The sequence below is a fragment of the Starkeya nomas genome, from assembly GCF_902703545.1.
GTDB classification, from domain to species: domain Bacteria; phylum Pseudomonadota; class Alphaproteobacteria; order Rhizobiales; family Xanthobacteraceae; genus Ancylobacter; species Ancylobacter moscoviensis.
Genome location: NZ_CACSAS010000001.1, coordinates 3,458,379 through 3,485,011, shown reverse-complemented (window position 1 = coordinate 3,485,011; position 26,633 = coordinate 3,458,379). Strand labels below are relative to the sequence as shown.

Here is a 26,633-nt window from a genome sequence, read left to right as displayed (position 1 = left end):
GCCTTTACCGGCGATTTTTTCAAGGAGGGTTGGGTCTTCATCTTCGTTCCTTCGTCACTACGACGAAGCCCCAACCCTCCTTAATTCACAACCTCAAATCTGTGCCATTGGTGCTGACGGCGGACAGATGGGCGCCACCTCGTCGGCGATCAGCACCTTCCAGCTGAGGCCGATGACGAAGATGCGCAGCCCCGCCGATACCCGCCCGAGCGTGGTGCGGCGCGCGCGGATGCGGTGCGCGATGGTGGAGTAGCGCACGATCGGACCCGCCACGAGCTGCGGGAACATGGTGATGTAGACCGCGATCTCCTCGAAGCGGCCGTTCGCCCGCGCCTTGTGGCGGTAGACGTCGACCAGATAGGAGATGGCGTGGAAGGTGAAGAAGGAGATGCCGAGCGGCAGCGCCGGATGGACCACGGGGAGCTGGGCTCCCTCCGGCAGCAGCAGGTTGAGGTTCTCCGCCAGGAAGCCGGCATATTTGAAGGCGATGAGGCCGGCGAGATTGGCCGCCACGGCGAGCCCCAGCATGCGCAGCCGCCAGCGCTCCAGCCGCGTGTCGATGAGCAGCGCGAAGAAGTAGTTCGCCACGATCGACACGGCGAGGACGACGACGTTGGCGAGGCCGCCCCAGGCATAGAAGACCAGCGAGAAGGCGAGCAGGACGAGGTTCTTCGCCCGCAGGCCCGGCACGGCGAAATAGCAGATCAGGAAGGCCGGCAGGAAATAGAACAGAAAGGAGACGGACGAGAAAACCATTTGGCCCTGGCGGTATGGCGCCCTGCTACCGATGAAAATCAGGCCCCTTCATACACGAAGGCGCGTCTTCGGAAACCTTCGGCAACATCGCGCCCACCAAACTTCGCGTGTGGTGGCGGAGGGGAAGGAGCCCGGCCCGATCCGCGCTCGGCTCCATTCCTCGTCTGGGCCGTCCTTCCTTCCGCGCCGTCCTTCCTTTCACGCATGGCCGCCGCGTCGGCGGCGCCGTTGACAGCCGGCGGGGGGCGGGCCCACATCTTCACCAGCACGTGTCGGGAGATATCATGCGGCCAGTCATCGGTGTGATCAGTGACGTGAAGGCCTCGAACGGCCATGTCGTCCACGGTGTCACGGAAAAGTACATCTACGCGGTGGCGCGCGGCGCGCAGGCGATGCCGGTGCTCATTCCCGGCACGATCTCGGCCGTCGACGCCGACATGGCGCCGGAGCGGGCGGTGATCGACGAGATCTTCGATCTGGTCGACGGCATCTTCCTGCCGGGCAGCCCGTCCAATGTCGGGCCGCAGCATTATGGCGACGCGCCCTATGATCCGCCGTTGCCGGCCGACCCGCACCGCGACGACATCTCGCTGCCGCTGATCCGCGGCGCGCTGGAGCGCGGGGTGCCGATCTTCGGCGTCTGCCGCGGCTTCCAGGAGATGAACGTCGCGCTGGGCGGCACGCTGTTCCAGAAGCTTTACGAGCAGCCCGGCCGCTTCGACCATCGTGAGGATTCGACGCAGGACATCGAGACCCAGTACGGCCCGGCGCATGACGTCGCGCTGGAGCCGGGCGGGCTGCTGGCGGGGATCGCCGGCGCCTCGACCTGGCGGGTGAACTCGCTGCACGGGCAGGGCGTGGCGAAGCTGGCGCCGGGCCTCGCGGTCGAGGCGCGGGCTGAGGACGGCACCATCGAGGCCTTCCGCGTGCCCGACGCGCCGGGCTTCAACATGGCGATCCAGTGGCACCCGGAATGGCGCTTCTGGCAGGACCGGTTGTCCACCGGCATCTTCACCGCCTTCGGCGCCGCCGCCCGGCTGGCGGCCGAGCGCCGGCACGGCGGGGCGCGGCTCAAGGCCGTGGGCTGAGGCGTCCTTCCAAAGTCGCCATCCCTCATGAGTGTCGTCATGGCCGGGCTTGACCCGGCCATCCACGTCTTTGGGCTCCGTGCGGCATGCAGTCGTGGATGCTCGGATCAAGTCCGGGCATGACGACCATCCGCGGTGGGGCGCGTCAGCCCAGCTGCGCCAGCAGGTGGCCGATGCCGTCGCGGATGTCGGCCTCGATGGCGCGGCGCAACGCCGCCTCGTCGCCGCTCCGCAACGCCGCCAGCGCCTCGGCGTGGCGGTCGACGGGGTAGTGGGTCTCCAGATCGGCCAGCGCCATGCGCATGAACGGGCCGATCTGGAGCCAGACCGATTCGATCAGCGGCAGCAGCACATTGTCCGCCCGCCCGCCATAGAGGGCGGCGTGGAAGGCGAGGTTGGTCTCGATCATCGCCTCGGTGTCGTTGGCCGCGACGGCGGCGTCGGAGGCCCGGTTCAGTTCGTCGAGCCGCTCGATGAAGGCGCCGTCGGCGACGCCGAGTGAGCGCGCGGCGGCCTCGCACTCCAGCAGGGTGCGCGTCGTCATCAGCTCCTCGAAGCGCCGGGCGGTCATCTCCGGCACGCGCACGCGGCGATTGTCGAGCAAGACCAGCGCGCGCTCGGCCACCAGCCGGCGCAGCGCCTCGCGCACCGGCATGGAGGAGACGCCGAGCGCGTCCGCCAGCCCACGGATCGTCACCGCCTTGCCGGGCGGGAAGCGGCCGGCCATGACCGAGCGCCGCAGCCGGCGGAACACCCATTGCTGCAGCGTCTCGCCGTCAAGGCGCGGTTCGAGGGCGAGGTCGAGGGTGGGTGCGTCCATTGTCCGTGGTGATAGTGGCTGTCGGAACGGCGGGTATCGGAACGGCGTGAGTCGGAACGGTGACGTGAGAATGTCAGCTCGCTGCGCTATATAGCCGGAATCCGTCCCGTCCGATGCCGAGATTGAGAGAGCCGCCCCATGGCCGAGAAATCCGAGAAGCCCGTCGCCCGCTCCGGCTACGAGATCGACCCGAAGCTGCTGGAGCTGCTGGTGTGCCCGGTGACGAAGGGTCCGCTCGACTATGACCGCGCGGGCCATGAATTGATCTCGCGCGCGGCGCGCCTCGCCTATCCGATCCGCGACGGCATCCCGATCATGCTGGCCGACGAGGCCCGTCCGCTCACCGAGGAAGAGGCGGCGCGGTAGGCCGGCGGTGCGCGGCGGCGCCTAGAGCGCCTCGCCGCGCAGCAGCTTCGGGGCCTTTCCGCCGATGCCGGCGGCGTCGCGGATGAAGAAGGACTTCAGCCCCGGCATCCGCTCGACGATGCCGAGCCCGACGTCGCGCACCAGCCGCACCGCGTCCGCGCGCATGCCGAACAGCCGGTTCAGCCCGTCTGTCGCCGCGCCCATGGCGAGCGTGTCGAAGCGGCGCCAGCGCTGGTAGCGCTCCAGCACGTCGGGCGTGCCGACGTCGAGGCCGAGCCGGGCGGCGTCGGTGATCGCCTCGGCCAGCGCCGCGACGTCGCGCAGGCCCATATTGATGCCCTGCCCGGCGATGGGATGGATGGTGTGGGCGGCGTCGCCCACCAGCGCGAGGCGCGTGCCGACGAAGGCGCGCGCCATCTGGAAGCCGAGCGGGAAGGCCTTGGGCTCGTCGAGAATCTCGATCTCGCCCAGCTCCAGCCCGAAGCGGCGCTCCAGCTCGTCCTGGAGCAGCACGCGCGGCAGGGCGAGCAGGCGGGCGGCGGTCTGCGCCGTCTCGGTCCAGACGATCGAGCAGCGATTGCCGGTGAGCGGCAGCATGGCGAAGGGCCCGGCGGGTAGGAAGTGCTCGACCGCCTTGCCCTCATGGGGGCGCTCGTGGCCGACGGTGAGCACGATGGCGGACTGGCCGTAGGGCCAGCCGACCACGCCGATGCCGGCGAGGGCGCGCAGCTTCGAGCGGGCTCCGTCGCAGGCGGCGAGCAGCGCCGCATCCGCCGTGGTGCCGTCGGCGAGGCTCAGCGTCACCCGCCCCGGCTCGGCGGTGAAGCCGGCGACGGTGGTCGGCAGGAAATCGATGCCGCGCGCGCGGGCCAGCGCCGTCATGGCGTCCTGCAGCACGGCGTTGGGCACCATATGGGCGAAGGGCTCGCCCGGCTCGACCTCGCCGGCGAAGGACAGGAACACCGGCCGCGCGGCATCGCCGAGCTTCGAATCGGTGATCTCCATCGACAGGATCGGCTCGGCCTGCGCGGCGATGTGCTCCCAGACGCCGAGCGCCTCGAACAGGTGGCGGGCGCCGGCGGCGATGGCGGAGGCGCGCATGTCGGCGCTGCGCGGCTCGGCGGCGGCGAGGGCGGGGTCGGCCACTGCGAGGCGGGCGCCCTCGCCCAGTCCCTGCCGCAGCGCCAGGGCAAGGGAGAGGCCCGCAAGCCCGCCGCCCGCCATCACCACGTCGTATCGCCGCGCCTGTTCCGTGGTCTGCTTCACGGCCGCCGTCCCTCGCTCGTCCATTCCGCGCATTGTGCGCGGGGCATCATATGCCTTAGCTACGGATGGGGAACAATGAGCGCGATCAAGGCCCGGCACTTCGCGCGCCGGGAGCGGGGAGCCGGAAGCCGATGACGACCACCGCCGCCGAACTCGTCCAGCTGCTCGATCTGGAGACGCTGGAGGACAATCTTTTCCGCGGGCTGAACCCGCCGGAATCCTGGCCGTTCCGCACCCGGGTGTTCGGTGGGCAGGTGCTGGCGCAGGCGCTGGTGGCGGCCCAGCGCACGGTGGAGGGCTCGGCCGCCCATTCCATGCACGCTTATTTCCTGCTCGGCGGCGATCCGGCGGTGCCGATCGTCTACGACGTCGAGCGCGTGCGCGACGGGCGCAGCTTCGCCACCCGGCGGACGGTGGCGATCCAGCATGGCCGGCCGATCTTCATCATGTCGGTGTCGTTCCATCGCGAGGAGGCGGGGCTCGACCACCAGCTCGATCTGGAGGTGGTGGTGCCCTCGCCGGAGGAGGTGCCCGGCCTCGGTGAGCTGCCGGCGAGCGTCCTCGACCGGCTGCCGGCGCCGGTGCGCGACTACTGGATGCGCCCGCGCCCCATCGAGCTGAAGCCGATCGGGCTCGGCGAACGGCGTGCCGCGCCGCGCCGCGCGGTGTGGTTCCGCACCACCGGCCCGCTGCCGGACGACGCCGGCGTGCACCGGGCGGTGCTGGCCTATGCCACCGACATGACGCTGCTGGAGGCGACGACGCTGGTGCACGGCACGAGCGTGCTCGGCGGGGACATCCAGGCGGCGAGCCTCGATCATGCGCTATGGCTGCACCGGCCGTTCCGCGCCGACGAGTGGCTGCTCTACACGCAGGACAGCCCGAGCGCCTCCGGCGCGCGCGGGCTGGCGCGCGGACTGATCTACGACCGGGCCGGCCGGCTGATCGCCTCGGTGGCGCAGGAAGGGCTGATCCGCCCGGTCGCGCCGCCGGCGGCAACGCCCAGCACGCAGGCATCTGCCTAAAAATTAATCTCGTTGTGGCAAATCTGGGGCGCCGCGCGACGGGAGGTTGCGCGGCCGATGAAGATTTGGGCAGCCGGCAGGGCGGCCGACCGCGCCGATCAAGGCCGCTTCACGCTTTCGCGAGCGGCATCCGGGCGCGAATTCCGGCTCCGAACCCTTCCTCCGCCAAGGTTGGCACGCGAATTGATTCCCTGTCTCCCGGCTTGACCGGAGGGTCGGAAAAATCCGCCTGGCCGAGTCCGACATGAAACGCCCGGAACCCACGCCAGCGGTTCGGGGCCAAGCGGGGACAGGAACCCATGAAGATCGTCATGGCTATCATCAAGCCCTTCAAGCTTGAGGAGGTCCGGGATGCGCTCACTGGCATTGGCGTGCACGGACTGACCGTCACGGAGGTCAAGGGATACGGCCGGCAGAAGGGCCACACCGAGATCTATCGCGGCGCGGAATACGCGGTGAGCTTCCTGCCGAAGCTCAAGATCGAGGTCGCCGTGCCGACCGACCAGGTCTCCAAGGTCATCGACGCCATCTCCACCTCGGCCAAGACCGGCCAGATCGGCGACGGCAAGATCTTCGTCTACGCGATCGACCAGGCCGTGCGCATCCGCACCGGCGAGACCGACGCCGACGCGCTGTGAGCCCGCGTCATTGATCCCGACATTTTCCGATTGCGACGGAGCATTGAACCCATGACGACGAAGAATTGGATACGCGCGGGCCTTCCCGTGCTGGCGACGACGGCGCTGGTCGCAGCCGCCGCTTTCGCGCAGGACGCGCCGCAGACCGGGGCGGAAGCCACCGCCGAGGCCGCCGCGGCGGTCGCCACCGTGGACAAGGGCGACATCACCTGGATGATGGTCTCGTCCATCCTGGTGCTGTTCATGACCGTGCCGGGGCTCGCGCTGTTCTATGGCGGCCTCGTGCGCGCCAAGAACATGCTGTCGATCCTGATGCAGGTGCTCGTCGTCGCCGCGGTGATGATGCTGCTGTGGGTCTTCTACGGCTACTCGCTCGCCTTCACCTCGGGCAACGCCTTCATCGGCGGCTTCGAGAAGGCCTTCCTCGCCGGCGTGAGCACGGACAGCCTGGCCGACACCTTCTCGGCCAATGTGAAGATCCCCGAATACATCTTCATCGTCTTCCAGATGACCTTCTCGGCCATCACCCCGGCGCTGATCGTCGGCGCCTTCGCGGAGCGCATGAAGTTCTCGGCGATCGTGCTGTTCTGCATCCTGTGGGTGACCTTCGTGTACTACCCCATGGCCCACATGGTGTGGTTCTCCGAAGGCCTGCTGTTCGAACACGGCGCCCTCGACTTCGCCGGCGGCACCGTGGTGCACATCAATGCCGGCCTCGCGGGCCTCGTCGGCGCCATCATCGTCGGCAAGCGCACCGGCTACGGCAAGGAGCTGATGCCGCCCCACTCGCTGCCCTTCGCCATGGTCGGCGCCAGCGTCCTGTGGGTGGGCTGGTTCGGCTTCAACGCCGGCTCCAACCTCGAAGCCAATGCCGGCACCACGCTCGCCGTGATCAACACCTTCGTCGCCACCGCCGGCGCGATCGTGGGCTGGGTCGTCATCGAGTGGCTCGCCAAGGGCAAGCCCTCCATGCTCGGCGCCATCTCCGGCATGGTCGCGGGTCTCGTCGCGATCACCCCGGCCGCCGGTCTCTCGGGCCCGCTCGGCGCGATCGTGCTCGGCTTCATCGCCGCCATCGTCTGCTTCTTCTTCTGCACCACCGTGAAGAACGCGCTGGGCTATGACGACAGCCTCGACGTGTTCGGCGTCCACGGCGTGGGCGGCATCGTCGGCGCCATCGGCACCGGCATCGTCGTCGCCCCGGCGCTCGGCGGCCCCGGCATCGCCGACTACGAGATGGGCAAGCAGGTGTGGATCCAGATCCAGGCGGTGCTGCTCACCCTCGTGTGGTGCGGCGTCGGCTCGGCGATCCTCTACTACATCGTCAACATCATCGTTGGCCTGCGTCCGTCGGTGGAGAAGGAGCGCGAGGGTCTCGACATCGTCGAGCACGGCGAGCGCGCCTACCACAGCTGATCGCGGGCATCGCCCACGCATCCACTTTCTTCCGCAGCGTCCCGCTGCCTCCGGACCCCGGCCTCGCGCCGGGGTCTTTTTCTTTCGGCGCCGTTCTCCGCATGGTTAAGAACGCCTTTACCGCGAGGGTCCTATTCTGGACCGAGACGCCGCATCCCGCGGCCCGTGGCGAGACGTTCCTCCGTGCCTGATCTCCGCTTCCAAGGCGTAGCGACCGACCCGACGCCCCCGGTCTCCGATCCGGGGCCGGCGGCGCGCTCGCCTTTCGTGCGCCTGACCGAACTGCTCGCCGACATCACGCCGTCGCGCCCGCCGCTGAGCCTTGCCGTCGGCGAGCCGCGCCACGCCATGCCCGGCTTCGTGGGGGACGTGCTCGCCGCCCATCTCGACGGCTTCGGCCGCTACCCCGCCGGCAAGGGGCTGCCCGAGTTCCGCCGCGCCGCCGCCGACTGGTTCGCCCGCCGCTACGCGCTGGCGCGCGCGCCCGATCCCGAACGCGAGGTGCTGGTGCTGAACGGCTCGCGCGAGGGCCTGTTCTTCGCCGCGCTGATGGCGCGCCGCCTTGCCTCGCCGCGGAAGCGCGCCCGCATCGGCGCCCGTCCGCCGGTGGTGCTGCTGCCCAACCCCTTCTATGCCGCCTATGGCGCGGGCGCCGAGGCGGCGGGCTGCGAGAGCGCCGATCTGCCGCTGCCGGCGGGCGGGGGCTGGCTGCCCGATCTCGACGCGCTCACGCCCGATCTGCTCGACCGCGCGGTGGCGCTGTACTTCGCCTCGCCGGCCAACCCGCAGGGAACCATCGCCCCGCGCGCCTATCTGGAGCGCCTCGTCGCCCTGTGCCGGGCGCATGAGGTGCTGGTGTTCGCCGACGAGTGTTATTCCGAGATCTGGCTCGGCGAGGAGCCGCCGACCGGCATTCTGGAGGTCGGTGGCGCAGGCTTCCCGGGCGTCGTCGCCTTCAACTCGCTGTCCAAGCGCTCCAGCCTGCCGGGGCTGCGCTGCGGCTTCTGCGCCGGCGATGCGCGTTTCATCGAGGCCTTTGCCGAATTCCGCAACGTCGCGGCGCCGCAGGTGCCCGAGCCGCTGCAATGGGTGGGCATCGCTGCGCTGGCGGACGAGGCGCATGTGAGCGCCAGCCGTGACCTCTACAAGACGAAGTTCGACGTCGCCGACCGCGTGCTCGGCGGGCATTTCGACTATCAGCGGCCGGATGGCGGCTTCTTCCTCTGGCTGAACGTCGCCGCGGCGGGCGGCGGCGAGGCGGCGGCACGCCGGCTCTGGCAGCGCGAGGGGCTGCGCACCGTGCCGGGCGGCTATCTGTGCCGGAGCGGCGCGGATGGCCGCAATCCGGGGGCGGACTATCTGCGGATCGCGCTGGTGCAGGACCTGGCGACGACGGAGGCGGCGCTGCCGCGTCTGCTCGCCGGGCTGTCGTGAGCGGGAAAAGGGCAACGGGGCGACATATGGGCCGGCAGACGCAGACGACGATGCGGGCGCCTCGGCTGGAGGCGGGATCCTCCAGAGGCGAGAGGGGCCGTTCCCGTGCCGACCTGCCCGCGAAGGGGGGGGCAGCGAGCGGCCGGGCCAAGGTGCGGCGCGGGCGCGGCACGCCCGGCGCCTTTCTGCCGGAAGAGGTGAAGGGCGCGCTCGGTCGGCGGACCGCCGAGCTGATCGGCCTCGCGCTGCTCGCCCTGTGCGCGCTCATGCTGCTGGCCCTCGCCACCTGGTCGGCGGATGATCCCAGCCTCAGCCGCTCCAGCGCCGCAGCGCCGTCCAACTGGCTCGGCCTGCCGGGGGCGGTGTTCGCCGACCTGATGATGCAGCTCTTCGGCATCGCCTCGCTGGCGGTGGTGCTGCCGGTCGGCGTCTGGGGCTGGCTGATGCTGACGCATCGCCGCCCGCACCGGCAGCGGGCGCGGCTGGTCGCCGGGATCGCCGGCGTGATCTTCGCCTCGGGCCTTGCCGCGTGCCTGCCGCGTTTCGGCGGCTGGCCGCTGCCGAGCGGGCTCGGCGGCGTGCTGGGCGAGGGCATGCTCACCGTGCCGGGGGTGTTCCGCTCCAACTGGCTCAGCGCCATCGACTACGCGGTGGTCGGTGCGATCTGCCTGCTCGGCTCAGTGGTCGCCCTGCCGATCGCCGTCGGCATCGGCCTGAAGAAGCCCGTCGACGCCGATGAAGACGAGGATCCGGGCTTCGAGGACGACGAGCCCGGCCGTTTCGCCTTCGTGCTGGGCATGATGACCCACGCCGTCCTGTCGCTGAAGGCGCGGATGGGCTCGGAGGCGCCCCGCCGCTCCCGCGAGGAGCCGCGTCGCGGGCTGATGGATCGGCTGCGCGGCTTCGTCGGCCTCGACGAGGAAGAAGACGAGCTGCCGAGCCTGCGGCACGGCCGGCACGAGCCGAATTTCGGCGGGCGCGATGCGTTCGACGACGAGGACGACGTGGCCGGCTTCGAAAGCGCCGAGGGCGACGATCTGCCGGAGATGGACGACGAGCCGGCGCCGGTGCCCTCGCGCGGAGCCCGCCGGCCGCCGCTGCGCTCCATCCGGGGCGGGCGGGCCGCGCTGGAGGAACAGCGCCGCCGCTACGCCCTGCCGGGCCTCGACCTGCTGGCGCCGCCGCCGCCGCGCGGCGGTCCCGCCCTCTCCAAGGAAGTGCTGGACCAGAACGCCCGCGATCTCGAAGGCGTGCTGGACGATTTCGGCGTGCGCGGCGCCATCGTGAACGCCCGTCCCGGCCCCGTCGTCACGCTGTACGAGCTGGAGCCGGCGCCCGGCATCAAGTCGAGCCGCGTCATCGGCCTCTCCGACGACATCGCCCGCTCGATGAGCGCCATCTCGGCGCGCGTCGCGGTGATCCCGGGCAAGAACGCCATCGGCATCGAGCTGCCCAATCCCAAGCGCGACAAGGTGCTGCTGCGCGAGATCCTCGCCGCCAAGGATTTCAGCGAGGCCGCACACAAGCTCGCCATCGCGCTGGGCAAGACCATCGGCGGCGAGCCGGTGATCGTCGATCTCGCGCGCATGCCGCACCTGCTGGTCGCCGGCACCACCGGCTCGGGCAAGTCGGTCGCCATCAACACGATGATCCTGAGCCTGCTCTACCGGCACCGCCCGGAACAGTGCCGGCTGATCATGATCGACCCGAAGATGCTGGAGCTTTCCGTCTATGACGGCATCCCGCATCTGCTCACCCCGGTCGTCACCGATCCGAAGAAGGCGGTGGTGGCGCTGAAGTGGGCGGTGCGCGAGATGGAAGAGCGCTACCGCAAGATGTCGAAGGTCGGCGTGCGCAACATCGACGGCTTCAACGCCCGCGTCGCGGAGGCGATCGTCAAGGGCGAGGCCATCGTGCGCACGGTGCAGACCGGGTTCGACAAGGAGACCGGCGAGGCGATCTACGAGCGCGAGGAGATGGACCTCTCGCCCATTCCCTACATCGTGATCGTTGTGGACGAGATGGCCGACCTGATGATGGTGGCCGGCAAGGACATCGAGGGCGCCATCCAGCGCCTCGCCCAGATGGCCCGCGCCGCCGGCATCCACCTGATCATGGCGACGCAGCGCCCCTCGGTGGACGTCATCACCGGCACCATCAAGGCCAACTTCCCGACCCGCATCTCCTTCCAGGTGACGTCGAAGATCGATTCACGCACGATTCTGGGCGAGATGGGCGCCGAGCAGCTGCTGGGCCAGGGCGACATGCTCTACATGGCGGGCGGCGGGCGTATCTCCCGCGTGCACGGACCGTTCGTCTCCGACCAGGAGGTCGAGCGGGTGGTCGAGCACCTGAAGGCACAGGGCGCCCCCGACTATCTCGACGAGGTCACCATCGACTTCGACGGGGAGGGCGAGGACGGCGCCGTGTTCGACAAGGGCGCTCTCGGTGGCGAGGAGGGCGGCGACCTCTACCAGCAGGCGGTGGCGGTGGTCATGCGCGACAAGAAGGCGTCGACCTCCTACATCCAGCGTCGCCTGCAGATCGGCTACAACCGCGCGGCCTCGCTGGTCGAGCGGATGGAGAACGAGGGCATCGTCGGCCCCGCCAACCATGCCGGCAAGCGCGAGATCCTGATCGAGGCGGACCGGGCGGAGGGCTTCTGAGCCGATGAACCGTTCCGCCGGAAGCGCTTACGAAAGGTCAGGGCCACAGGATCGCCACAGCGGCGCGCTAGCTGCGTCGTCGAGACAGAAATCCATGCCGCGCGCCCTTCTCCGGCGTCGTGCGCCCAGCGAGACGTGCTTCATGCGCCATCTGATCCGCATCTGCGCCGCTTCCGCCCTTCTGGTCCTGCCGGCGGGCGTCGCCCTGGCGCAGGTGCCGCCGCCGTCCTTCGTGCCTGTGCCGCCGAAGAAGCCGCCGATGATCCGGACCGCGCAGGCCGCGCCGGCGGCGGCCGCCCCCGCTCCGTCCTCCGACCCGAAGATCCAGGTCGCCGCGGCCGCGAACCAGCGCGCGGCGGCGGACACGGTCCAGCGCATCAACGAATACTTCAACAGCTTCAAGAACATGACCGGCAACTTCGTGCAGGTCGACCCGGACGGCACCCGCCGCAAGGGGCAGTTCTACATCCTCAAGCCCGGCCGCGTGCTGTTCGAGTACGATCCGCCGAGCCGGATCGAGCTGGTGGCGGACGGACGCTCCGTCGCGGTGCGCGACAAGCGGCTGAAGACGCAGGACATCTCCCCCCTGTCGGCGACGCCGCTGCGCTTCCTGCTGTCGGAGAACTTCAACCTCGCCCGCAACACCAACGTCACCGGCGTCTATCAGGACGACATCTTCGCCACCGTGGTGATCGAGGAGAAGCAGCCGATGACCGGCACCTTCCGCCTGATGATCATGTTCGACGCCAAGACCATGCAGCTCAAGCAATGGACGGTGACGGACCCGCAGGGCTACGACACGACGGTCGCCGTTTCCAACCTCGACACGAGCGAGCGGCCCGATCCGATGCTGTTCGTCATCAACCGCGATTGAGCGGCGGCACCCTCTTCACGCGCCGTCATGGCCGGGCTCGACCCGGCCATCCACGTCTTCTGGTCGCGGAGTGAGTCCGATTCGTGGCTCCCCGGACCAAGCCCGGGGATGACGGCGTACTTTGGCGGCGGCGGGTGCGGCACCCGTTCACCTTCGGCGGAACATGCTCTAGGGTCGCGGCCGAAATTCCGCAGACTCGCCGCACAGGTTCCCCGCTTTGCCGCTCACGATCGCTACCTGGAACATCAATTCGGTGCGCCTGCGCATCGGTCTCGTCGCCAAGCTCGCCGCCGAACAGCAGCCGGACGTCATCTGCCTTCAGGAGACCAAGACGCCGGACGACCGCTTCCCGCTCAAGGACGCGGCGAAGTTCGGCTATCCCCATGCCGCCATCCACGGCCAGAAGGGCTATCACGGCGTCGCCATCCTCTCGAAGCGGCCCTTCGAGGCGGTGAGCCGGCAGGGCTTCTGCGACATGGGCGACGCGCGCCACATCTCGGTGGTGCTCGGCCGCGAGGCCGGGCTCGCGACGCCGCTGACCATCCATAATTTCTACATTCCCGCCGGCGGCGACATTCCCGACCCGGCAGTGAACGAGAAGTTCCGCCACAAGCTGGCCTTCCTCGACGAGGCGACCGCCTGGGAGCATCTCCACCCGACGGCCTCCGACGCCCGTTCGGTGCTGGTGGGCGACCTCAACATCGCGCCGCTGGAGGCCGACGTGTGGAGCCACAAGCAGCTGCTCGACGTGGTGAGCCACACGCCGGTCGAGGTGGAGCGGCTCGGGCGGCTGCAGGCGGCGGGGAAATGGGTCGACGTGATGCGCAACTTCGTCCCGCCGGAGGAAAAGCTCTACACCTGGTGGAGCTACCGGGCGGCCGACTGGGCCGCGTCCAACCGCGGACGCCGGCTCGATCACGTCTGGGCGACGCCGGCGCTGGCGCCGACGGCGCGGGCCATGACGGTGCTGCGCGAGGCGCGGGGCTGGGAGCGCCCATCCGACCATGTGCCGGTGCTGGTGACATTCGACGCCTGAACGGCGCTGCGCCGCTTTGCGGGCTCGCCTTTCCGGAGGTGTCGTTATAGGTTGCGCCAGAACTCAGTGACCCAAGCCGAGGAAGCCTCCTTGTCCCGTCGCCCCTTGCCTCGCCTCGCCCGCACCCTCGCCGTCACGCTCGCCCTCGGCGGCGCGCTGGCGCTCGGCGGATGCGGCGTGAAAGGCCCGCTCGAGCCGCCGCCGGGCACCGCCCTCGGCACGCCCGGCCCGGACGGCAAGATGCCGAAGGACACCGGGCCGGTGAAGCCGAAGCAGCCCTTCATCCTCGACGGCCTGCTCTGAAGCTGACGCCATGCACCATTTCGCCTATCGCGACGGCATCCTCCATGCCGAGGATGTGAGCCTCGTCGACATCGCCCAGGTGGTCGGCACGCCGTTCTACGCCTATTCGACGGCGACGCTGGAGCGGCACTACCACGTCTTCACCGACGCCTTCGCCGACATGCGCACGACGCTGTGCTACGCGGTGAAGGCCAATTCCAACCAGGCGGTGATCCGCACCTTCGCCAAGCTGGGCGCCGGCGCCGACATCGTCTCGGGCGGCGAACTCAAGCGCGCGCTGGCGGCCGGCATCGCCCCGCACAAGATCGTGTTCTCGGGCGTCGGCAAGACGCGCGAGGAGATGGCGGCGGCGCTCGACGCCGGGATCATGTGCTTCAACGTCGAGAGCGAGCCGGAGCTGATGACGCTCTCCGAGGTCGCGGTGAGCCACGGGGTGGCCGCGCCGATCTCGATCCGCGTCAACCCGGACGTCGACGCCAAGACCCACCACAAGATCTCGACCGGCAAGTCCGAGAACAAGTTCGGCATTCCGGTCTCCCGCGCGCGGGAGGTCTACCGCCACGCTGCGGCGCTGCCGGGGCTGCGGATCACCGGCGTCGACATGCATATCGGCAGCCAGATCACCGATCTCGATCCGTTCGACAACGCCACCGCGCTGCTGGTGGAGCTGGCGCGCGACCTGATGGCGGACGGGCACAGGCTGACCCATCTCGACCTCGGCGGCGGTCTCGGCGTGCCCTATGTCGCCGGCGAGCCCGAGCCGCCGCTGCCTTCCGCCTATGCGGCGCTGGTGAAGCGGCACACGCATAATCTCGGGCTCGGCCTGATCTTCGAGGTCGGGCGCATGCTGGTCGCCAATGCCGGCGTGCTCGTCGCCCGCGTGCTCTATGTGAAGGAAGGCGAGGGGAAGAAGTTCGTCATCGTCGACGCGGCGATGAACGACCTGATCCGACCGACCCTCTACGACGCTCATCACGAAATTTTGCCCGTGCGCGAGGCGGTGCCGGGCGCGGGGCGGATCGTCGCGGATGTGGTCGGGCCGGTGTGCGAATCCGGCGATTTCCTGGCGCTGGGGCGGCAGCTGCCGGCGCTGAAGGCCGGCGACCTCGTCGCGGTGATGACGGCCGGCGCCTATGGCGCGGTGCAGGCCTCGACCTACAACACCCGCGCGCTGATCCCGGAAGTGCTGGCGAAGGGCGACACTTTCGCCGTGGTGCGCCCGCGCGTCGACACCGACGCGCTAATCGCGCTCGACCGCGTCCCCGACTGGCTGGCCTGACAGCCGGGGCGCGGGCCGCCCGCCACATTTCTCCCGGATACCCCCTCACGGCCTGCTGATGGATTGGGCGCGCCCAATCCGGCGGCAGGGGTGGCGTGCCGGATCGGCCATGTTAAGGTGACCTTGGGGCTGGTGTGGGACGGAGTGCGTCGGAGGCTCGACCGCGTGACGGCAACACCGGATGGAATGGACGGCGGCGAGACGCCTGTCGAGGCGGGCGCGAATCCGCGTGCCGAGAAGGCGCGCGCCGAGGCGCAGCGCGTCGAGCGGCGCATCCGGCAACGCATGGGTGCCGCGCTGCAGCGCGCCTGGGCCTCGCTCATGTGGGAGCGCGTCTGGCCGGCCGTCGCCGCCGTGGGCGCCGCCGCGGGAATCTTCCTGATCGTCTCCTGGCTCGGGCTGTGGCTGGTTCTGCCGCCGCTCGGCCGCATTATCGGGCTCGCCCTCTTCGCCGCGCTGTTCGCGCTCGCCCTGGTGCCGGCGCTGCGCATCCGTTCGCCCTCCGCGTCGGAGGCCCTGTCGCGCCTCGACCGCGAGAGCCATCTGCCGCACCGCCCGGCGACGGCGCTCGCCGACCAGCTTGCCAGCCGGCCGGACGATCCGGTCGGCGCGGCGCTGTGGCGCGCCCATGTCGCGCGCATGTCGGCCCAGCTCGGCAGCCTGCGTGCCGGGCTGCCCTCGCCGCGCCTCGCCGCCGTCGACCGCAAGGCGCTGCGCGCGCTGGTGCTGCTCGGCGTGGTCGCCACCTTCTTCATGGTGCCGGGCGACCATGTGCGCCGCATCGCCTCGGCCTTCGACTGGCACACGCAGGTGCCGGCCAAGCCCTATCGCGTCGACGCCTGGGTGACGCCTCCCGGCTATACCCGCCGCGCGCCGGTGATGCTGCCGGGCCTGCGCTCGCAGGAGACCGCGCAGAACGCCGACGGCAGCGCCGGGGCGCCGGAGCCGGCGGAGACGCCCTATGAGGCGGCGGCGCTGACCGTGCCCACCGGCAGCGAGCTGGTGGTGCGTATCATCGGGCTCGACGATGCGCGGCTGGTGACCCAGGGTGGTGTCGCCGTCGCCAGGGACGCTGAGGCGGGGAACAAGCAGGCGGGCGACAAGCAGGCCGCGCCGCAGGCGGCCTCGTCCTCGTCTGCGTCCACCTCGACCGCATCCGCCCCGCGCGGCGCCAATGGCGAGGAGCGGCGCTACGTCATCGCCGCCGACGGTTCGGCGCGCATCGAGGGGCCGGACGGGCGCTCGGTGGCCTGGCATTTCCGCGCGCAGCCCGACCAGCCGCCGACCATCGAACTGACCAAGGAACCGCAGGCCTCCGGCAATAGCGGGCTGGTGCTCAGCTACAAGGCCGAGGACGACTATGGCGTCGCCGGCGCCGAGGCGCGCTTCGCCGCCCTGCCGCCGCCGCCCCCGCTGCACGCGCTGAAGAACGCGCCGAAGCCGCCGGCCGTGCGTCCGCTGGTCGAGGCGCCGAACTTCCCGCTGCCGCTCACCGGCGGCCGGGCGAAAGCGGCGACCGGGCAGACCACCAAGGACCTGACTGAGAGCCCGTGGGCCGGCTCGCGCGTGATGCTGACGCTGGCGGTGCGCGACGAGGCCGGCAATGTCGGCCAGTCCCGTGCGCGCAGCTTCACCCTGCCGCAGCGCAGCTTCTCCAATCCGCTGGCCCGCGCGCTGATCGACGAGCGGCGCCGGCTCGCCTTCGACGCCAACCAGCGCGAGCGGGTCGCCGCGGGCCTCGACGCGCTGGCCATCGCGCCCGAGCGTTTCACGCCCAACGCGGCCCATTACATGGGCCTGCGCAGCGCCTATTGGCGCCTCGCCAACGCCCGGAGCGACGAGGACCTGCGCGGGGTGGTCGACTATCTCTGGGAAATCGCCGTGCGCATCGAGGACGGCGATCTCTCCGATGTCGAGAAGCGGCTGCGCGACGCCCAGCAGGCGTTGCAGAACGCGCTCGAGAACGGCGCCAGCGACGAGGAAATCAAGCGCCTCACGCAGGAATTGCGCGACGCGATGCAGGAATTCATGCAGGCACTGGCCGAGGAGGCGCGCCGCAACGGCGATCGCGCGGACCGCAACCAGCCCATGGACCCGAACACCCGCACGGTGCGCCCGCAGGACCTGCAGAAGATGCTCGACCGCATCGAGGACATGGCCCGCAACGGCTCTCGCGACGCTGCCCGGCAGATGCTGAGCGAATTGCAGAACATGCTCAACGGCCTGCAGGCCGGCCGCCAGCAGCAGCGCCAGCAGGGCCAGAGCCAGATGTCGCAGGCGATGGACCAGCTCGGCGACATGATCCGCCGCCAGCAGCAGCTGCGCGACCGCACCTTCAAGGAAGGCCGCGACAGCCAGCAGGACCAGGCCTTCAACGACCTGAAGCAGAGCCAGGAGCAGCTGCGCGAGCAGCTCCGCCAGCTGCGGGACAAGATGCAGCAGGCCATGCGCGGCCAGCAGCAGGGACAGGGCCAGCAGGGGCAGGGCGAACAGGGTCAGCAGGGCGAAGGCCAGCAGCAGGGACAGAACGGCCAGGGGCAACAGGGCGAGGGTCAGCAGGGACAGGGCCAGCAAGGACGCGGCCAGCAGGGGCAGGGCATGCCCGGCGAGGGCGGTCTGGGCGAGGCCGAGCAGGCCATGCGCGAAGCCGAGCAGGCGCTGGGCGAAGGCGACGGCACCGGCGCGGTCGACGCGCAGAGCGAGGCCCTGCAGGCGCTGCGCAAGGGTGCCCAGCAGATGGCCGAGGCCATGCAGCAACAGCAGGGCGGGCCGGGCCAGCAGCCGGGCGGCCCTTCCGGCGAGACCGCCGAGCGCAACGACCCGCTCGGCCGGCCGATGCGCTCGCGCGACTATGGCGACGACGTCACGGTGAAGGTGCCGGACGAGATCGACATGCAGCGCGCCCGCCGGGTGCTGGAGGAACTGCGCCGCCGCTTCGGCGAGCCCGAGCGCCCGCGCCTCGAACTCGACTATCTGGAGCGTCTGCTGCGGGACTTTTGAGGGCGTGCCGCCCTCTCCGAGGCACGACGCATGCGCAGGGCTCGTGCGGCCTCTACGTTTTGGGATCGCACGCAGACGTCGTGGATGGCCGGGCCAAGCCCGGCCATGACGTGGTTGGATTATAAGCGGCTGGCCTGCGCCTCATCCCTGAGGATCGTCATTCCGAGGTGCCCGGACACGGCCCGGGCCTCGAAGGACGCTCTTCCGGGGGCGTCAGCGACCTGTCCGTCGAGGCTCGCGGCGTTCGCATCTCAGGATGACGGCCTTAAGGGCGGGGCTGCCCGCTCACTTCTCCGCGTCGGGAATGTGGCCGATGAAGGGGAGCTGGCGGAAGGCGTGCGACACGTCCATGCCATAGCCCACCACGAAATAATCCGGGCACTCGAAGCCGACGAAATCCGCCTCGATCTGCACCGCGCGCTTGTTCTGCTTGTCCAGCAGCACGCACACCATGACGCGCCGCGCGCCGCGGGCGGCGAGCAGGTCCTTGGCGAAGGCAAGGGTGCGGCCGGATTCCAGGATGTCGTCGATCAGCAGCACGTCGCGCCCGCGCACGTCGGTCTCGACGTCGCGCAGCACCGTGACCTGGCCGGAGGAGACGCGGGCGTCGCGGTAGCTGGAGAGGCTGATGAACTCCACCTCCGGTGCCAGCCCGGCCGCGTGCATGGCGCGGATGAGGTCGGCGGCGAAGACGAAGCTGCCCTTGAGCACCGCGATGACCAGCAGCTTCTCCGGCTCGGCGGCCACGATCTCGTCCGCGAGCTCGCGATTGCGCTCGGCGATGGCCGCGGCGTCGAACAGCACCTCGACATGGGCGTTGCGATAGGGATTGGCGTCGGCGGCCCCGCCTGCGTCTTCGGTCGGGGGCGTGGCGGTCGATTGCGTCATCCTGTCTCCTCGCGCGGCGCCGGCGCGCCGTGTCACCCGGCCCGCCAGAATGGACCGGCTGGCCGGTCCGCGTCCAGCCGGGGGCGGGCTCATCCCTTCGGCGAGGTGCCCGCGCCGTCTTTTGCCCGGCGGCGCACACGCTATGTTAGGGAGGCTGCGTCACCAGAATCAGTGGCGCATCGGGCCAGCCCTGAAGGATTGAGTCTTGGTTCGTTTCGAGAATGTCGGCCTGCGCTACGGCATGGGGCCGGAAGTGCTGCGGGATGTCACCTTCGGCATTCCGCCGCGCTCCTTCCAGTTCCTCACCGGGCCGTCCGGCGCCGGCAAGACGACGCTGCTGCGGCTGCTTTTCCTGTCCCTGCGCCCCACACGCGGGCTGATCAGCATCTTCGGCCGCGATGCCGCCAAACTCGCGCCCGATGAAACGGCGGTGCTTCGCCAGCGCATCGGCATCGTGTTCCAGGATTTCCGCTTGCTCGACCATCTCAGCACCTATGAGAACGTCGCCCTCCCCCTGCGGGTGCAGGGGCGCGAGGAGGCGGGCTACCGTGCCGAGGTGACGGAGCTGCTCCAATGGGTGGGGCTCGGCGAGCGCATGCATGTGCTGCCGCCCGTGCTCTCCGGCGGTGAGAAGCAGCGCGCGGCCATCGCGAGGGCGCTGATCAGCCGGCCGGAGATCCTGCTCGCCGACGAACCGACCGGCAACGTCGATCCCAGCCTCGCGCGCCGGCTGCTGCGGCTGTTCCTCGAACTGCACAAGAGCGGCACCTCGGTGCTGATCGCCACCCACGACATCGCGCTGATGGACCAGTTCGACGCGCGCCGGCTGGTCATCAATCAGGGACGTCTGACGGTCTATGACTGAGAAGCGGAACATCGCGGCCGGGGGGCTGTCCGCCATCGTCGTCCGGCTGCGCCGGTCGGTGCGCGCGCATGCCCGCGGCTTCCGCCGGCAGGACCCCGCCACGCGGGCGGCGCGGGCCGCCGAGAAGTCCGCCGTGATGCGCCCGATCGTGCCGAGCGCGACGGTGACGACGCAGGCGCTGATCGCGGTGATCGCGATCATGACCTTCCTCGCGGGCATCACCATCGGCGCCGTCTCGGCGGTGAGCGGCGTGGCGAGCGAATGGACCTCCGACATCGCGCGCGAGACCACCATCCAGATCAAGCCGGGGGACGGGCTCGACGTGGCCGCCGCGCTCGCCAAGGCGGTCGAGGTGGCCAAGGCGACGCCGGGGGTTTCGGGGGCGCGGGCGCTCGACGAGGCCGAGACGGCCGCCCTGCTGGAGCCCTGGCTCGGCAAGGGGGTGGACGTGGCGAACCTGCCGGTGCCGCGCCTCGTGGTGGTGAGCCTCGATTCCGGTGCTGGCCCGGAGACGATGACAGGCTTGCGCGCCGCGCTTGCCGAGCAGGTGCCCTCGGCGAGCCTCGACGATCACCGGCAATGGTCGAAGCGGCTCTCCTCCACCGCGCGCACGGCGATGGCGATCGGCCTGTCGATCCTCGCCCTCGTCGCCATCGCCACGATCCTGTGCGTGACGGTCGCCACGCGCGCGGCGGTCGATGCGGCCCGCTCCATCGTCGAGGTGCTGCATTTCGTCGGCGCGCGCGACACCTTCATCGTCTCGGAATTCCAGCACCACTTCCTCACCGTGGGGCTGAAGGGTGCGGCCATCGGCGGCGGAGCGGCGGTCGCCCTGTTCTTTCTCGGCTCGACGCTGCCCTCCTGGTTCGCGTTCGACCAGGCGGTGGACACGCTGGTCGGAGCGCTGACCATTGACCCGCGCGGCTATGGCGGCATTCTCGGCGTATCGGTGCTGGTGGCGCTGGTGACGACACTCACCTCGCGCATGACCGTCTACCGTACCCTTCGCGGCATCAATTAGGTGGGCTGCCGTGACCGAGACGCGTTCTTCCGAGAGCCCTTCGGCGCGCCGGTCCGGCCGCGTGCTGCGCCGGCTCATGCTTGTCCTGCTGGTGCTGGCGGCGACGCTGCTGGCGGGGTTCGCGCTCTTCATCGCGGGCATCCAGGGCCGTGAGGCGCAGACCAAGCGGCGTGTCGACGGCATCGTCGTGCTGACGGGCGGCGCCGAGCGGATCGTCGACGCCACCAACCTGCTGGCCGAGGGGGTAGGCAAGCGCCTGCTGATCACCGGCGTGCACCCGGAGACCACGCTGAGCGAGATCGTGCGCACCGTGCCGGCGACCCGCGAGGCGCTCGAATGCTGCGTGGAGCTCGGCCGTTCCGCGCTCAACACGCGCGGCAATGCCATCGAGGCGGCGCAGTGGGCGCGCGAGAACCGGTTCCGCTCGCTGCTGGTGGTCACGTCCGCCTGGCACATGCCGCGCGCGCTGGTGGAGCTGCGGCGCACCCTGCCGGATATCGAGCTCGTGCCCTATCCGGTGGTGCCGAAACAGGCGGTCGAGGCCGGCTGGGAAGAGCGGCTCGCCAATACGCGGCTGCTGTTCGTCGAATATGTGAAGTTCCTCGCCGCCTATGCCGGCGTGCGGCTATGGCCGGCGCTCACCTCGCAGCTCGACGAGCCGGCAAGATCCGCCACGCCTTGAGCGCCTGACGGCCGTCAACGGAACATTCAGCATCTTCGCGGATTCCTTCTGCGGGGCGAGTTGACGTTATGTACGAATGTTCTAGATTTGTTCTCATGATGACTCGCGACATGCTCTTTGCCGATTCGCTGCGGGACGATGGCCCGCTCAGTGCCGCCGGCGGCCTGCTGGCGCGGCGCTTCCGGCTCTGGCGCGGCCCCGACGGGCGGCGGCAGGTCTATTCGGTCTACGCCGCCGACGAGGCACCGGATTATCCCGACGCGGTAGCGATCGCCGTGCGCATGGAAGGCGGACGGCGCGTGCCGGTCTGGACCGGCCCGGCCGGTGCCAAGGCGCGCACGGCGGCGATGGCCAATGGGGCGCAGGAAATCCACCTGCGCATCCTTCCCGAGACGGAGAGCGGAACGCTCGCGCCCTTCTGAGGGGCGGGGTTCTCCGCCGTCAGAGGCGCTCCACCAGCCAGCGCAGCTCCTCGTCGCGTATGCCGAGCTCGGCGAGGTGGCGGGCGGTGGCCAGCACATAGTCGGCGTTCGGCCCGCCGATGCCGTGGCCCTGGCGGATGAGGTGCAGCCGCTCCTCGGCGGTGAGACGCCCGGAATATTGGGCATGGCCGCGATCGACGAGGAAGACGACGGCCGGCACGGCGCGTTCGCTGCCGTCCTTCAGCCAGACCCGGCGCACCGCCTCGTGATAGATGTTGGTCACTTGCTCGCGCTCGCGCAGATAGGCGAGCGTCACCTCGGCCTGTGCCGCCGCGATGCGGAAGGCGACGCCGACGCAGGCGCCGCCCCGGTCCAGCCCCAGCACCAGCCCCGGCTTTTCCGGCGTGCCGCGCCAGTGCACTGATTTCACGCACAGCGACCGGTGCGCGCCGATGAGCTTGCCGGGCACCCGCTCCTCATAGTCGAAGCCGGGATTCCACATCAGCGAGCCATAGCCGAAGACCCAGAGCGGATCGGAGGCGGCGGGCGGGCGGGCGGTCATGGGAAGGGCCTGTGATCGGTGGGAACGCGCGTCATGGGTGAGGATGTAAATCGTGGGCGAGGATGCAAAGCCATCGCCCATCGCAGGCGCGCCGCGCAAGGGGCCGGCACGGATTTTCGCGGCCGCGCTCGTACCGCTTACGCGCCGGCTTGCAAGCTGCGGCGCGACTTGTAGGGTGCCATGCCTTAAGCCTGCCGTATCGGCGGACGAGCTTGCGCCGCCTGATTCCCGGAGTTGCCGCATGAGCCTTCCCGACGCCTCGACCCCGCCGACCCCCGCCGGCGCCGCGCCCGCCAAGCGGCGCCCCTGGCTGGTGGCGCTGCCGGCGGGGCTGCTGACCCTCCTGTGTGTGGGCTGGTCGGTGGCCTGGTATTATGCGGCGGGGCGCGCCTCCTCCGAGATCGACGCCTGGATCGCCCGCGAGGCGCAGGAAGGACGCAACTGGAATTGCGCCAGCCGCGAGATCGGCGGTTTTCCCTTTCGCTTCGAACTGATCTGCGCCGAGCCGACGGTGAGCTTCACCGGCGCCGGCCAGTGGACGGCACGGCTGGGCCGCGCCCATGCGGTAGCGCAAGTCTGGAACCCCAATCACATCATCGCCGAGTTCCAGTCGCCCGCGACTCTCATCGAGACGGCGAGCGGCCGCGAGCTGACGGCGAACTGGAAGCTGCTCCAGGTGAGCGGCATCGGCAATGACGGCAAGCTGGAGCGCGTCTCCGTCGCCGCCGACGACTATTCCCTCGCCGAGGGCGGCACGCGGCTTTTTTCGGCCAGCCGGGCGGAACTGCACGTACGCCACCGCGCCGGAGAGGCAGCGGGCACGCTGGACGTCGCGCTGGGGGTCAACGGCGCCACCGGCATGGGGCTGAACGCAGCGGCCGCGCCCGCTTCCACGGGCGGCGCGGCGCAGGCCGCTCCGGCTGCGGCGGTCGACGCCGAGCTGGAGGCAACGGTGACCGGCGTCCCGCCTTTCCGCTCCATGCCGCCGGAGGAGCGCCTGGCGCTGTGGCAGCAGGCCGGCGGGCGGGTGAACCTCCTGCAGGCCCGCGTCACCGGGGGCGGCGGCGCGCTGAACGCTTCCGGCGATCTCGGCCTCGACGCGCTGCGCCGGCCGGATGGCAAGCTCGACCTCACGGTGGTGAAGGCGCAGGCGCTGTTCACCGCAATGGCGGCGGCGCGGCTGCTGCCGGACTTCGCCGCCAATCTCGCCCCGGCGATGATGATGGCCGGGCTGCCCACCACGGTCGACGGCGCGAATGCGGCGGCGTTCCCGTTCAGCTTCCGGGACGGGCGCGTTTCCCTCGGCGTGCTGCCGCTAGGCAAGATCGGCCCGCTTTACTGAGGGGCGTTTCCCGAAGGGGCGACGTCCCCGCGCCGCGCCGCCGTAGCGCCCGCGCCGGGACGTCGGGCCCTCTTCACATCGCGAAGATGGTCGCGCCGGTGTCCGCCGTGCCCACGGCGGCCCGGAAGGAGGCGAAGAGCTCGCGCCCGACGCCGACATGCGAGGCCGCCAGATTGGCCGGAACCGGCGCGCGCTCGGCCCAGACTTCCGGATCGACCAGCACGGTCAGCGTGCCCGCCACCGCGTCCAGCCGGATCAGGTCGCCGTCGCGGATCAGGGCGATGGCGCCGCCATCCGCGGCTTCCGGCGTGACATGGATGGCGGCCGGCACCTTGCCCGAGGCGCCGGAAAGGCGCCCGTCGGTCACCAGCGCGACCTTGTTGCCGCGATCCTGGAGCACGCCGAGCGGCGGCATCAGCTTGTGCAGCTCCGGCATGCCGTTGGCCTTCGGTCCCTGGAAGCGCACGACGGCGATGAAGTCGCCCTTGAGATCGCCGGCTTTGAAGGCGGACTGAAGTTCTTCCTGCGAGTGGAACACGCGGGCCGGCGCCTCGATGATGTGGCGCTCGGGCGCGATGGCCGAGGTCTTGATGACGGCGCGGCCGAGCGTTCCCGACAGCAGCTTGAGGCCGCCGGTGGACTGGAACGGCGCCTTGGCACCGCGCAGCACGGCTTCGTCGCCGCTCGTGGAGGTGCTGGCCCGCCAGGTCAGCGAGCCATCCTCGGCAAGGCCGGGCTCGCGCGTATAGGCATCCAGTCCGCCGCCCCAGACGGTCTCGACGTCGCGGTGCAGGAGCCCCTCGCCGAGAAGCTCGCGGATAACGAAGCCCATGCCGCCGGCGGCGTGGAAATGGTTCACGTCCGCCTTGCCGTTGGGATAGACGCGGCAGAGCAGCGGGGTGACGTCCGCGAGGTCGGAGAAGTCATCCCAGGTGAGGTGGATGCCCGCCGCCGCCGCCATGGCGACCACGTGCATGGTGTGGTTGGTCGATCCGCCGGTGGCGTGCAGGCCGACGACGCCGTTCACGAACACCTTCTCGTCCAGCATGCGCCCGACCGGCACATAGTCGTTGCCGAGGGCGGTGATGGACATGGCGCGCTCGGCGGCGGCGGTTGTCAGCGCCTCGCGCAGCGGCGTGTTGGGGTTGACGAAGGAGGCGCCGGGCAGGTGCAGGCCCATGATCTCCATCATCATCTGGTTGGTGTTCGCGGTGCCGTAGAAAGTGCAGGTGCCCGGCCCGTGATAGGACTGGCTCTCGGCTTCCAGCAGGGCGTCGCGGCCGACCTTTCCTTCCGCGAAGAGCTGGCGGATCTTCGCCTTCTCGTCGTTCGGCAGGCCGGAGGTCATCGGACCGGCGGGAATGAAGACCGCCGGCAGGTGCCCGAAGCTGAGCGCGCCGATGACGAGGCCGGGCACGATCTTGTCGCAGATGCCGAGGAAGACGGCAGCGTCGAAGGTCTGGTGCGAGAGGGCGACAGCGGTGGCCAGCGCGATCACGTCGCGCGAGAACAGCGACAGCTCCATGCCGGCCTCGCCCTGGGTGATGCCGTCGCACATGGCGGGCACGCCGCCGGCGACCTGGGCGACGCCGCCGGCGCGGCGCGCGGCGGCGCGGATCATCTCGGGATAGCCCTCGTAGGGCTGGTGGGCCGAGAGCATGTCGTTATAGGCGGTGACGATGGCGAGGTTGGCGCCCGAACCCTCGCGCAGCATCGCCTTGTCGGAAGGGCCGCAGGCGGCGAAGCCGTGCGCCTGGTTGGCGCAGCCGAGCTTGGCCCGGCCCGGCCCGCGCTCGGCGGCCGCCGCGATCCGTTCCAGATAGCGCGAGCGGGTGTCGCGGGAGCGCCGGGCGATGCGTTCCGTGACCTCGCCGATGCGGGCGTTCACGCTGGATGGAATGGCGTCGGCCATGCGGCTCTCCTCAGAAGCGTCAGCGGCCGGCGATCCCGGCCGGTCGTCGGTGGCGGTGCCCGTGGAAGATCAGGGGCACCAGAAGATATCGAGCGGGCGCGAGGCCCGCAGGACGGCGCGGATCGGCATTTCCGTCTCGGCTCCCTCGCCCAGCGCCGCCTCGAGGACCGGCAGCTTGGCCGCCCCCTCGATATGGAGCGCGAGCGCGTCGGCTGCCAGCAGCACCGGCAAAGTGAGGGTGATGCGCGGCTCGCCCGCATTGGGCGCGCGCATGGGCAGGAGGCCGAGCATGCCCTTCGGGTCCAGCGCCTCTTCCAGATGGTCGCCGCCGGGGAAGAAGGACGCGGTATGGCCGTCGTCGCCCATGCCGAGCACGACGCAGGCGAGCGGCCAGGAAAGCTCCTCAAGCGCCTCGTTGACGGCGAACAGGCCGTCCTCCGGCGTCGGGGCGTCATTGGCGAGCGCGATGAATTTCGCCGCCGCGGCCTTGCCCTTCAGCAGGTGCTCGCGCACCAGGCGGGCGTTGGAGCGGTCCGAGGTCTCGCGCACCCAGCGCTCGTCGACGAGGGTGACGGCGATCTTCTCCCACGGCAGGTCGCGGGTGGAGAGTTCCTCGAAGAAGCGGGTCGGGGTCCGGCCGCCGGATACGGCAAGGCTCGCCATGCCGTCGCGCGTCACGCGCGCCGCCAGCGCCGCGCCGACGAAATCGGCCAGCGCCCGTGCCAGCTCGGTGCCGTCCTTGAACTCATGCATTCCCGGCATGCTTACCTGAACTCCTTGCCTCTCCCTGCGCCGGACGATGCCGGCCCTGCCGATGGCGGGCGAGGCCGAAGCATCGTCCGCCACGGGAGTATAGGCCATCGGCGGCCTTCGCCGCGCGATACCGTATCAGCCTGCATCTTCCATGCCGCACATGCGCGCGAGGCTAGGCCGGCGGAGGGGGCCGGCGCCCGTCTGCCAGCGGCCGGCGCG

24 protein-coding genes are annotated in these 26,633 nt (G+C 70.3%); 17 read left to right on the top strand and 7 right to left on the bottom strand.

Annotated features, from left to right (window positions below; translation table 11 throughout):
* Positions 1–93 precede the first annotated feature (93 nt).
* Complete coding sequence (locus STARVERO_RS16590; RefSeq protein ID WP_244616792.1) at positions 94–756, bottom strand: MBOAT family O-acyltransferase; 663 nt, start codon at positions 754–756, stop codon at positions 94–96.
* Positions 757–1,040: 284 nt separating this feature from the next.
* Between STARVERO_RS16590 and STARVERO_RS16585 the strand changes: the two genes are divergently transcribed.
* Positions 1,041–1,844 (top strand): gamma-glutamyl-gamma-aminobutyrate hydrolase family protein, encoded by an 804-nt coding sequence (locus STARVERO_RS16585; RefSeq protein WP_159600132.1) that lies wholly within the window; start codon positions 1,041–1,043, stop codon positions 1,842–1,844.
* 145 nt (positions 1,845–1,989) lie between these two features.
* Here STARVERO_RS16585 and STARVERO_RS16580 read toward each other — a convergent pair whose 3' ends face one another.
* Positions 1,990–2,664: a GntR family transcriptional regulator gene (locus STARVERO_RS16580; RefSeq protein WP_159600130.1), complete on the bottom strand. Its 675-nt coding sequence runs from the start codon at positions 2,662–2,664 to the stop codon at positions 1,990–1,992.
* A 138-nt stretch (positions 2,665–2,802) separates the two neighbouring features.
* Here STARVERO_RS16580 and STARVERO_RS16575 point away from each other — a divergent pair, with 138 nt between their 5' ends.
* Positions 2,803–3,030 (top strand): Trm112 family protein, encoded by a 228-nt coding sequence (locus tag STARVERO_RS16575; protein WP_200837842.1) that lies wholly within the window; start codon positions 2,803–2,805, stop codon positions 3,028–3,030.
* 21 nt (positions 3,031–3,051) lie between these two features.
* On the opposite strand, the gene STARVERO_RS16570 is transcribed toward STARVERO_RS16575, so the two are convergent.
* A complete protein-coding gene (locus STARVERO_RS16570; protein ID WP_186291786.1) occupies positions 3,052–4,320 on the bottom strand; it encodes a ubiquinone biosynthesis hydroxylase in 1,269 nt (422 codons plus the stop codon).
* 107 nt (positions 4,321–4,427) lie between these two features.
* Here STARVERO_RS16570 and STARVERO_RS16565 point away from each other — a divergent pair, with 107 nt between their 5' ends.
* From STARVERO_RS16565 to STARVERO_RS16520, 10 genes are all read left to right on the top strand, one after another.
* Entirely contained in the window at positions 4,428–5,321 is an 894-nt protein-coding gene (locus tag STARVERO_RS16565) for an acyl-CoA thioesterase (protein ID WP_144341003.1), read from the top strand.
* 299 nt (positions 5,322–5,620) lie between these two features.
* Positions 5,621–5,959 carry a P-II family nitrogen regulator gene (locus tag STARVERO_RS16560; RefSeq protein ID WP_144341002.1) on the top strand — a complete coding sequence of 113 codons (339 nt, stop codon included), beginning with the start codon at positions 5,621–5,623 and terminating at the stop codon, positions 5,957–5,959.
* 51 nt (positions 5,960–6,010) lie between these two features.
* On the top strand, positions 6,011–7,375 hold the full coding sequence (locus STARVERO_RS16555; protein ID WP_144341001.1) for an ammonium transporter: 1,365 nt from the start codon (positions 6,011–6,013) through the stop codon (positions 7,373–7,375).
* A 183-nt stretch (positions 7,376–7,558) separates the two neighbouring features.
* Positions 7,559–8,809, top strand: coding sequence for an aminotransferase class I/II-fold pyridoxal phosphate-dependent enzyme (locus STARVERO_RS16550; RefSeq protein WP_159600128.1), 1,251 nt, complete (start codon positions 7,559–7,561; stop codon positions 8,807–8,809).
* A gap of 50 nt (positions 8,810–8,859) precedes the next feature.
* Positions 8,860–11,475 carry a DNA translocase FtsK gene (locus tag STARVERO_RS16545; protein WP_159600126.1) on the top strand — a complete coding sequence of 872 codons (2,616 nt, stop codon included), beginning with the start codon at positions 8,860–8,862 and terminating at the stop codon, positions 11,473–11,475.
* A 142-nt stretch (positions 11,476–11,617) separates the two neighbouring features.
* Entirely contained in the window at positions 11,618–12,349 is a 732-nt protein-coding gene (locus tag STARVERO_RS16540; RefSeq protein WP_144340999.1) for an outer-membrane lipoprotein carrier protein LolA, read from the top strand.
* 217 nt (positions 12,350–12,566) lie between these two features.
* Positions 12,567–13,385, top strand: coding sequence for an exodeoxyribonuclease III (locus STARVERO_RS16535; protein ID WP_144340998.1), 819 nt, complete (start codon positions 12,567–12,569; stop codon positions 13,383–13,385).
* 90 nt (positions 13,386–13,475) lie between these two features.
* Entirely contained in the window at positions 13,476–13,688 is a 213-nt protein-coding gene (gene lptM, locus STARVERO_RS16530) for an LPS translocon maturation chaperone LptM (protein WP_144340997.1), read from the top strand.
* Between the two features lie 10 nt (positions 13,689–13,698).
* Positions 13,699–14,967 carry a diaminopimelate decarboxylase gene (lysA, locus tag STARVERO_RS16525; RefSeq protein WP_159600124.1) on the top strand — a complete coding sequence of 423 codons (1,269 nt, stop codon included), beginning with the start codon at positions 13,699–13,701 and terminating at the stop codon, positions 14,965–14,967.
* A 165-nt stretch (positions 14,968–15,132) separates the two neighbouring features.
* On the top strand, positions 15,133–17,967 hold the full coding sequence (locus STARVERO_RS16520) for a TIGR02302 family protein (RefSeq protein ID WP_308677916.1): 2,835 nt from the start codon (positions 15,133–15,135) through the stop codon (positions 17,965–17,967).
* Positions 17,968–18,252: 285 nt separating this feature from the next.
* On the opposite strand, the gene hpt is transcribed toward STARVERO_RS16520, so the two are convergent.
* On the bottom strand, positions 18,253–18,855 hold the full coding sequence (gene hpt / locus STARVERO_RS16515; protein ID WP_159600122.1) for a hypoxanthine phosphoribosyltransferase: 603 nt from the start codon (positions 18,853–18,855) through the stop codon (positions 18,253–18,255).
* Positions 18,856–19,060: 205 nt separating this feature from the next.
* Here hpt and ftsE point away from each other — a divergent pair, with 205 nt between their 5' ends.
* The 4 genes from ftsE to STARVERO_RS16495 all read left to right on the top strand — a co-directional run bounded on the left by ftsE (position 19,061) and on the right by STARVERO_RS16495 (position 21,845).
* Positions 19,061–19,720, top strand: a complete 660-nt coding sequence (gene ftsE, locus STARVERO_RS16510) for a cell division ATP-binding protein FtsE (RefSeq protein WP_144340994.1) — start codon at positions 19,061–19,063, stop codon at positions 19,718–19,720.
* Positions 19,713–20,741 carry a cell division protein FtsX gene (locus STARVERO_RS16505; RefSeq protein WP_244616791.1) on the top strand — a complete coding sequence of 343 codons (1,029 nt, stop codon included), beginning with the start codon at positions 19,713–19,715 and terminating at the stop codon, positions 20,739–20,741. The genes ftsE and STARVERO_RS16505 overlap by 8 nt, the downstream gene beginning before the upstream one ends.
* A gap of 10 nt (positions 20,742–20,751) precedes the next feature.
* Complete coding sequence (locus tag STARVERO_RS16500; protein WP_244616790.1) at positions 20,752–21,423, top strand: YdcF family protein; 672 nt, start codon at positions 20,752–20,754, stop codon at positions 21,421–21,423.
* Positions 21,424–21,518: 95 nt separating this feature from the next.
* Positions 21,519–21,845: a hypothetical protein gene (locus tag STARVERO_RS16495; protein WP_144340992.1), complete on the top strand. Its 327-nt coding sequence runs from the start codon at positions 21,519–21,521 to the stop codon at positions 21,843–21,845.
* Between the two features lie 19 nt (positions 21,846–21,864).
* Here STARVERO_RS16495 and STARVERO_RS16490 read toward each other — a convergent pair whose 3' ends face one another.
* Positions 21,865–22,407 (bottom strand): gamma-glutamylcyclotransferase, encoded by a 543-nt coding sequence (locus STARVERO_RS16490; RefSeq protein WP_144340991.1) that lies wholly within the window; start codon positions 22,405–22,407, stop codon positions 21,865–21,867.
* A gap of 241 nt (positions 22,408–22,648) precedes the next feature.
* On the opposite strand from STARVERO_RS16490, the gene STARVERO_RS16485 reads away from it, so the two are divergent.
* Entirely contained in the window at positions 22,649–23,749 is a 1,101-nt protein-coding gene (locus tag STARVERO_RS16485; RefSeq protein WP_159600120.1) for a DUF2125 domain-containing protein, read from the top strand.
* A 73-nt stretch (positions 23,750–23,822) separates the two neighbouring features.
* Here the strand turns inward: STARVERO_RS16485 and edd are convergent, their stop codons facing one another.
* Together edd and pgl are read right to left on the bottom strand one after the other, a co-directional pair.
* Positions 23,823–25,661 carry a phosphogluconate dehydratase gene (gene edd / locus STARVERO_RS16480; RefSeq protein WP_159600118.1) on the bottom strand — a complete coding sequence of 613 codons (1,839 nt, stop codon included), beginning with the start codon at positions 25,659–25,661 and terminating at the stop codon, positions 23,823–23,825.
* Between the two features lie 69 nt (positions 25,662–25,730).
* Positions 25,731–26,423 carry a 6-phosphogluconolactonase gene (gene pgl / locus STARVERO_RS16475; protein ID WP_159600116.1) on the bottom strand — a complete coding sequence of 231 codons (693 nt, stop codon included), beginning with the start codon at positions 26,421–26,423 and terminating at the stop codon, positions 25,731–25,733.
* Positions 26,424–26,633: the final 210 nt, after the last annotated feature.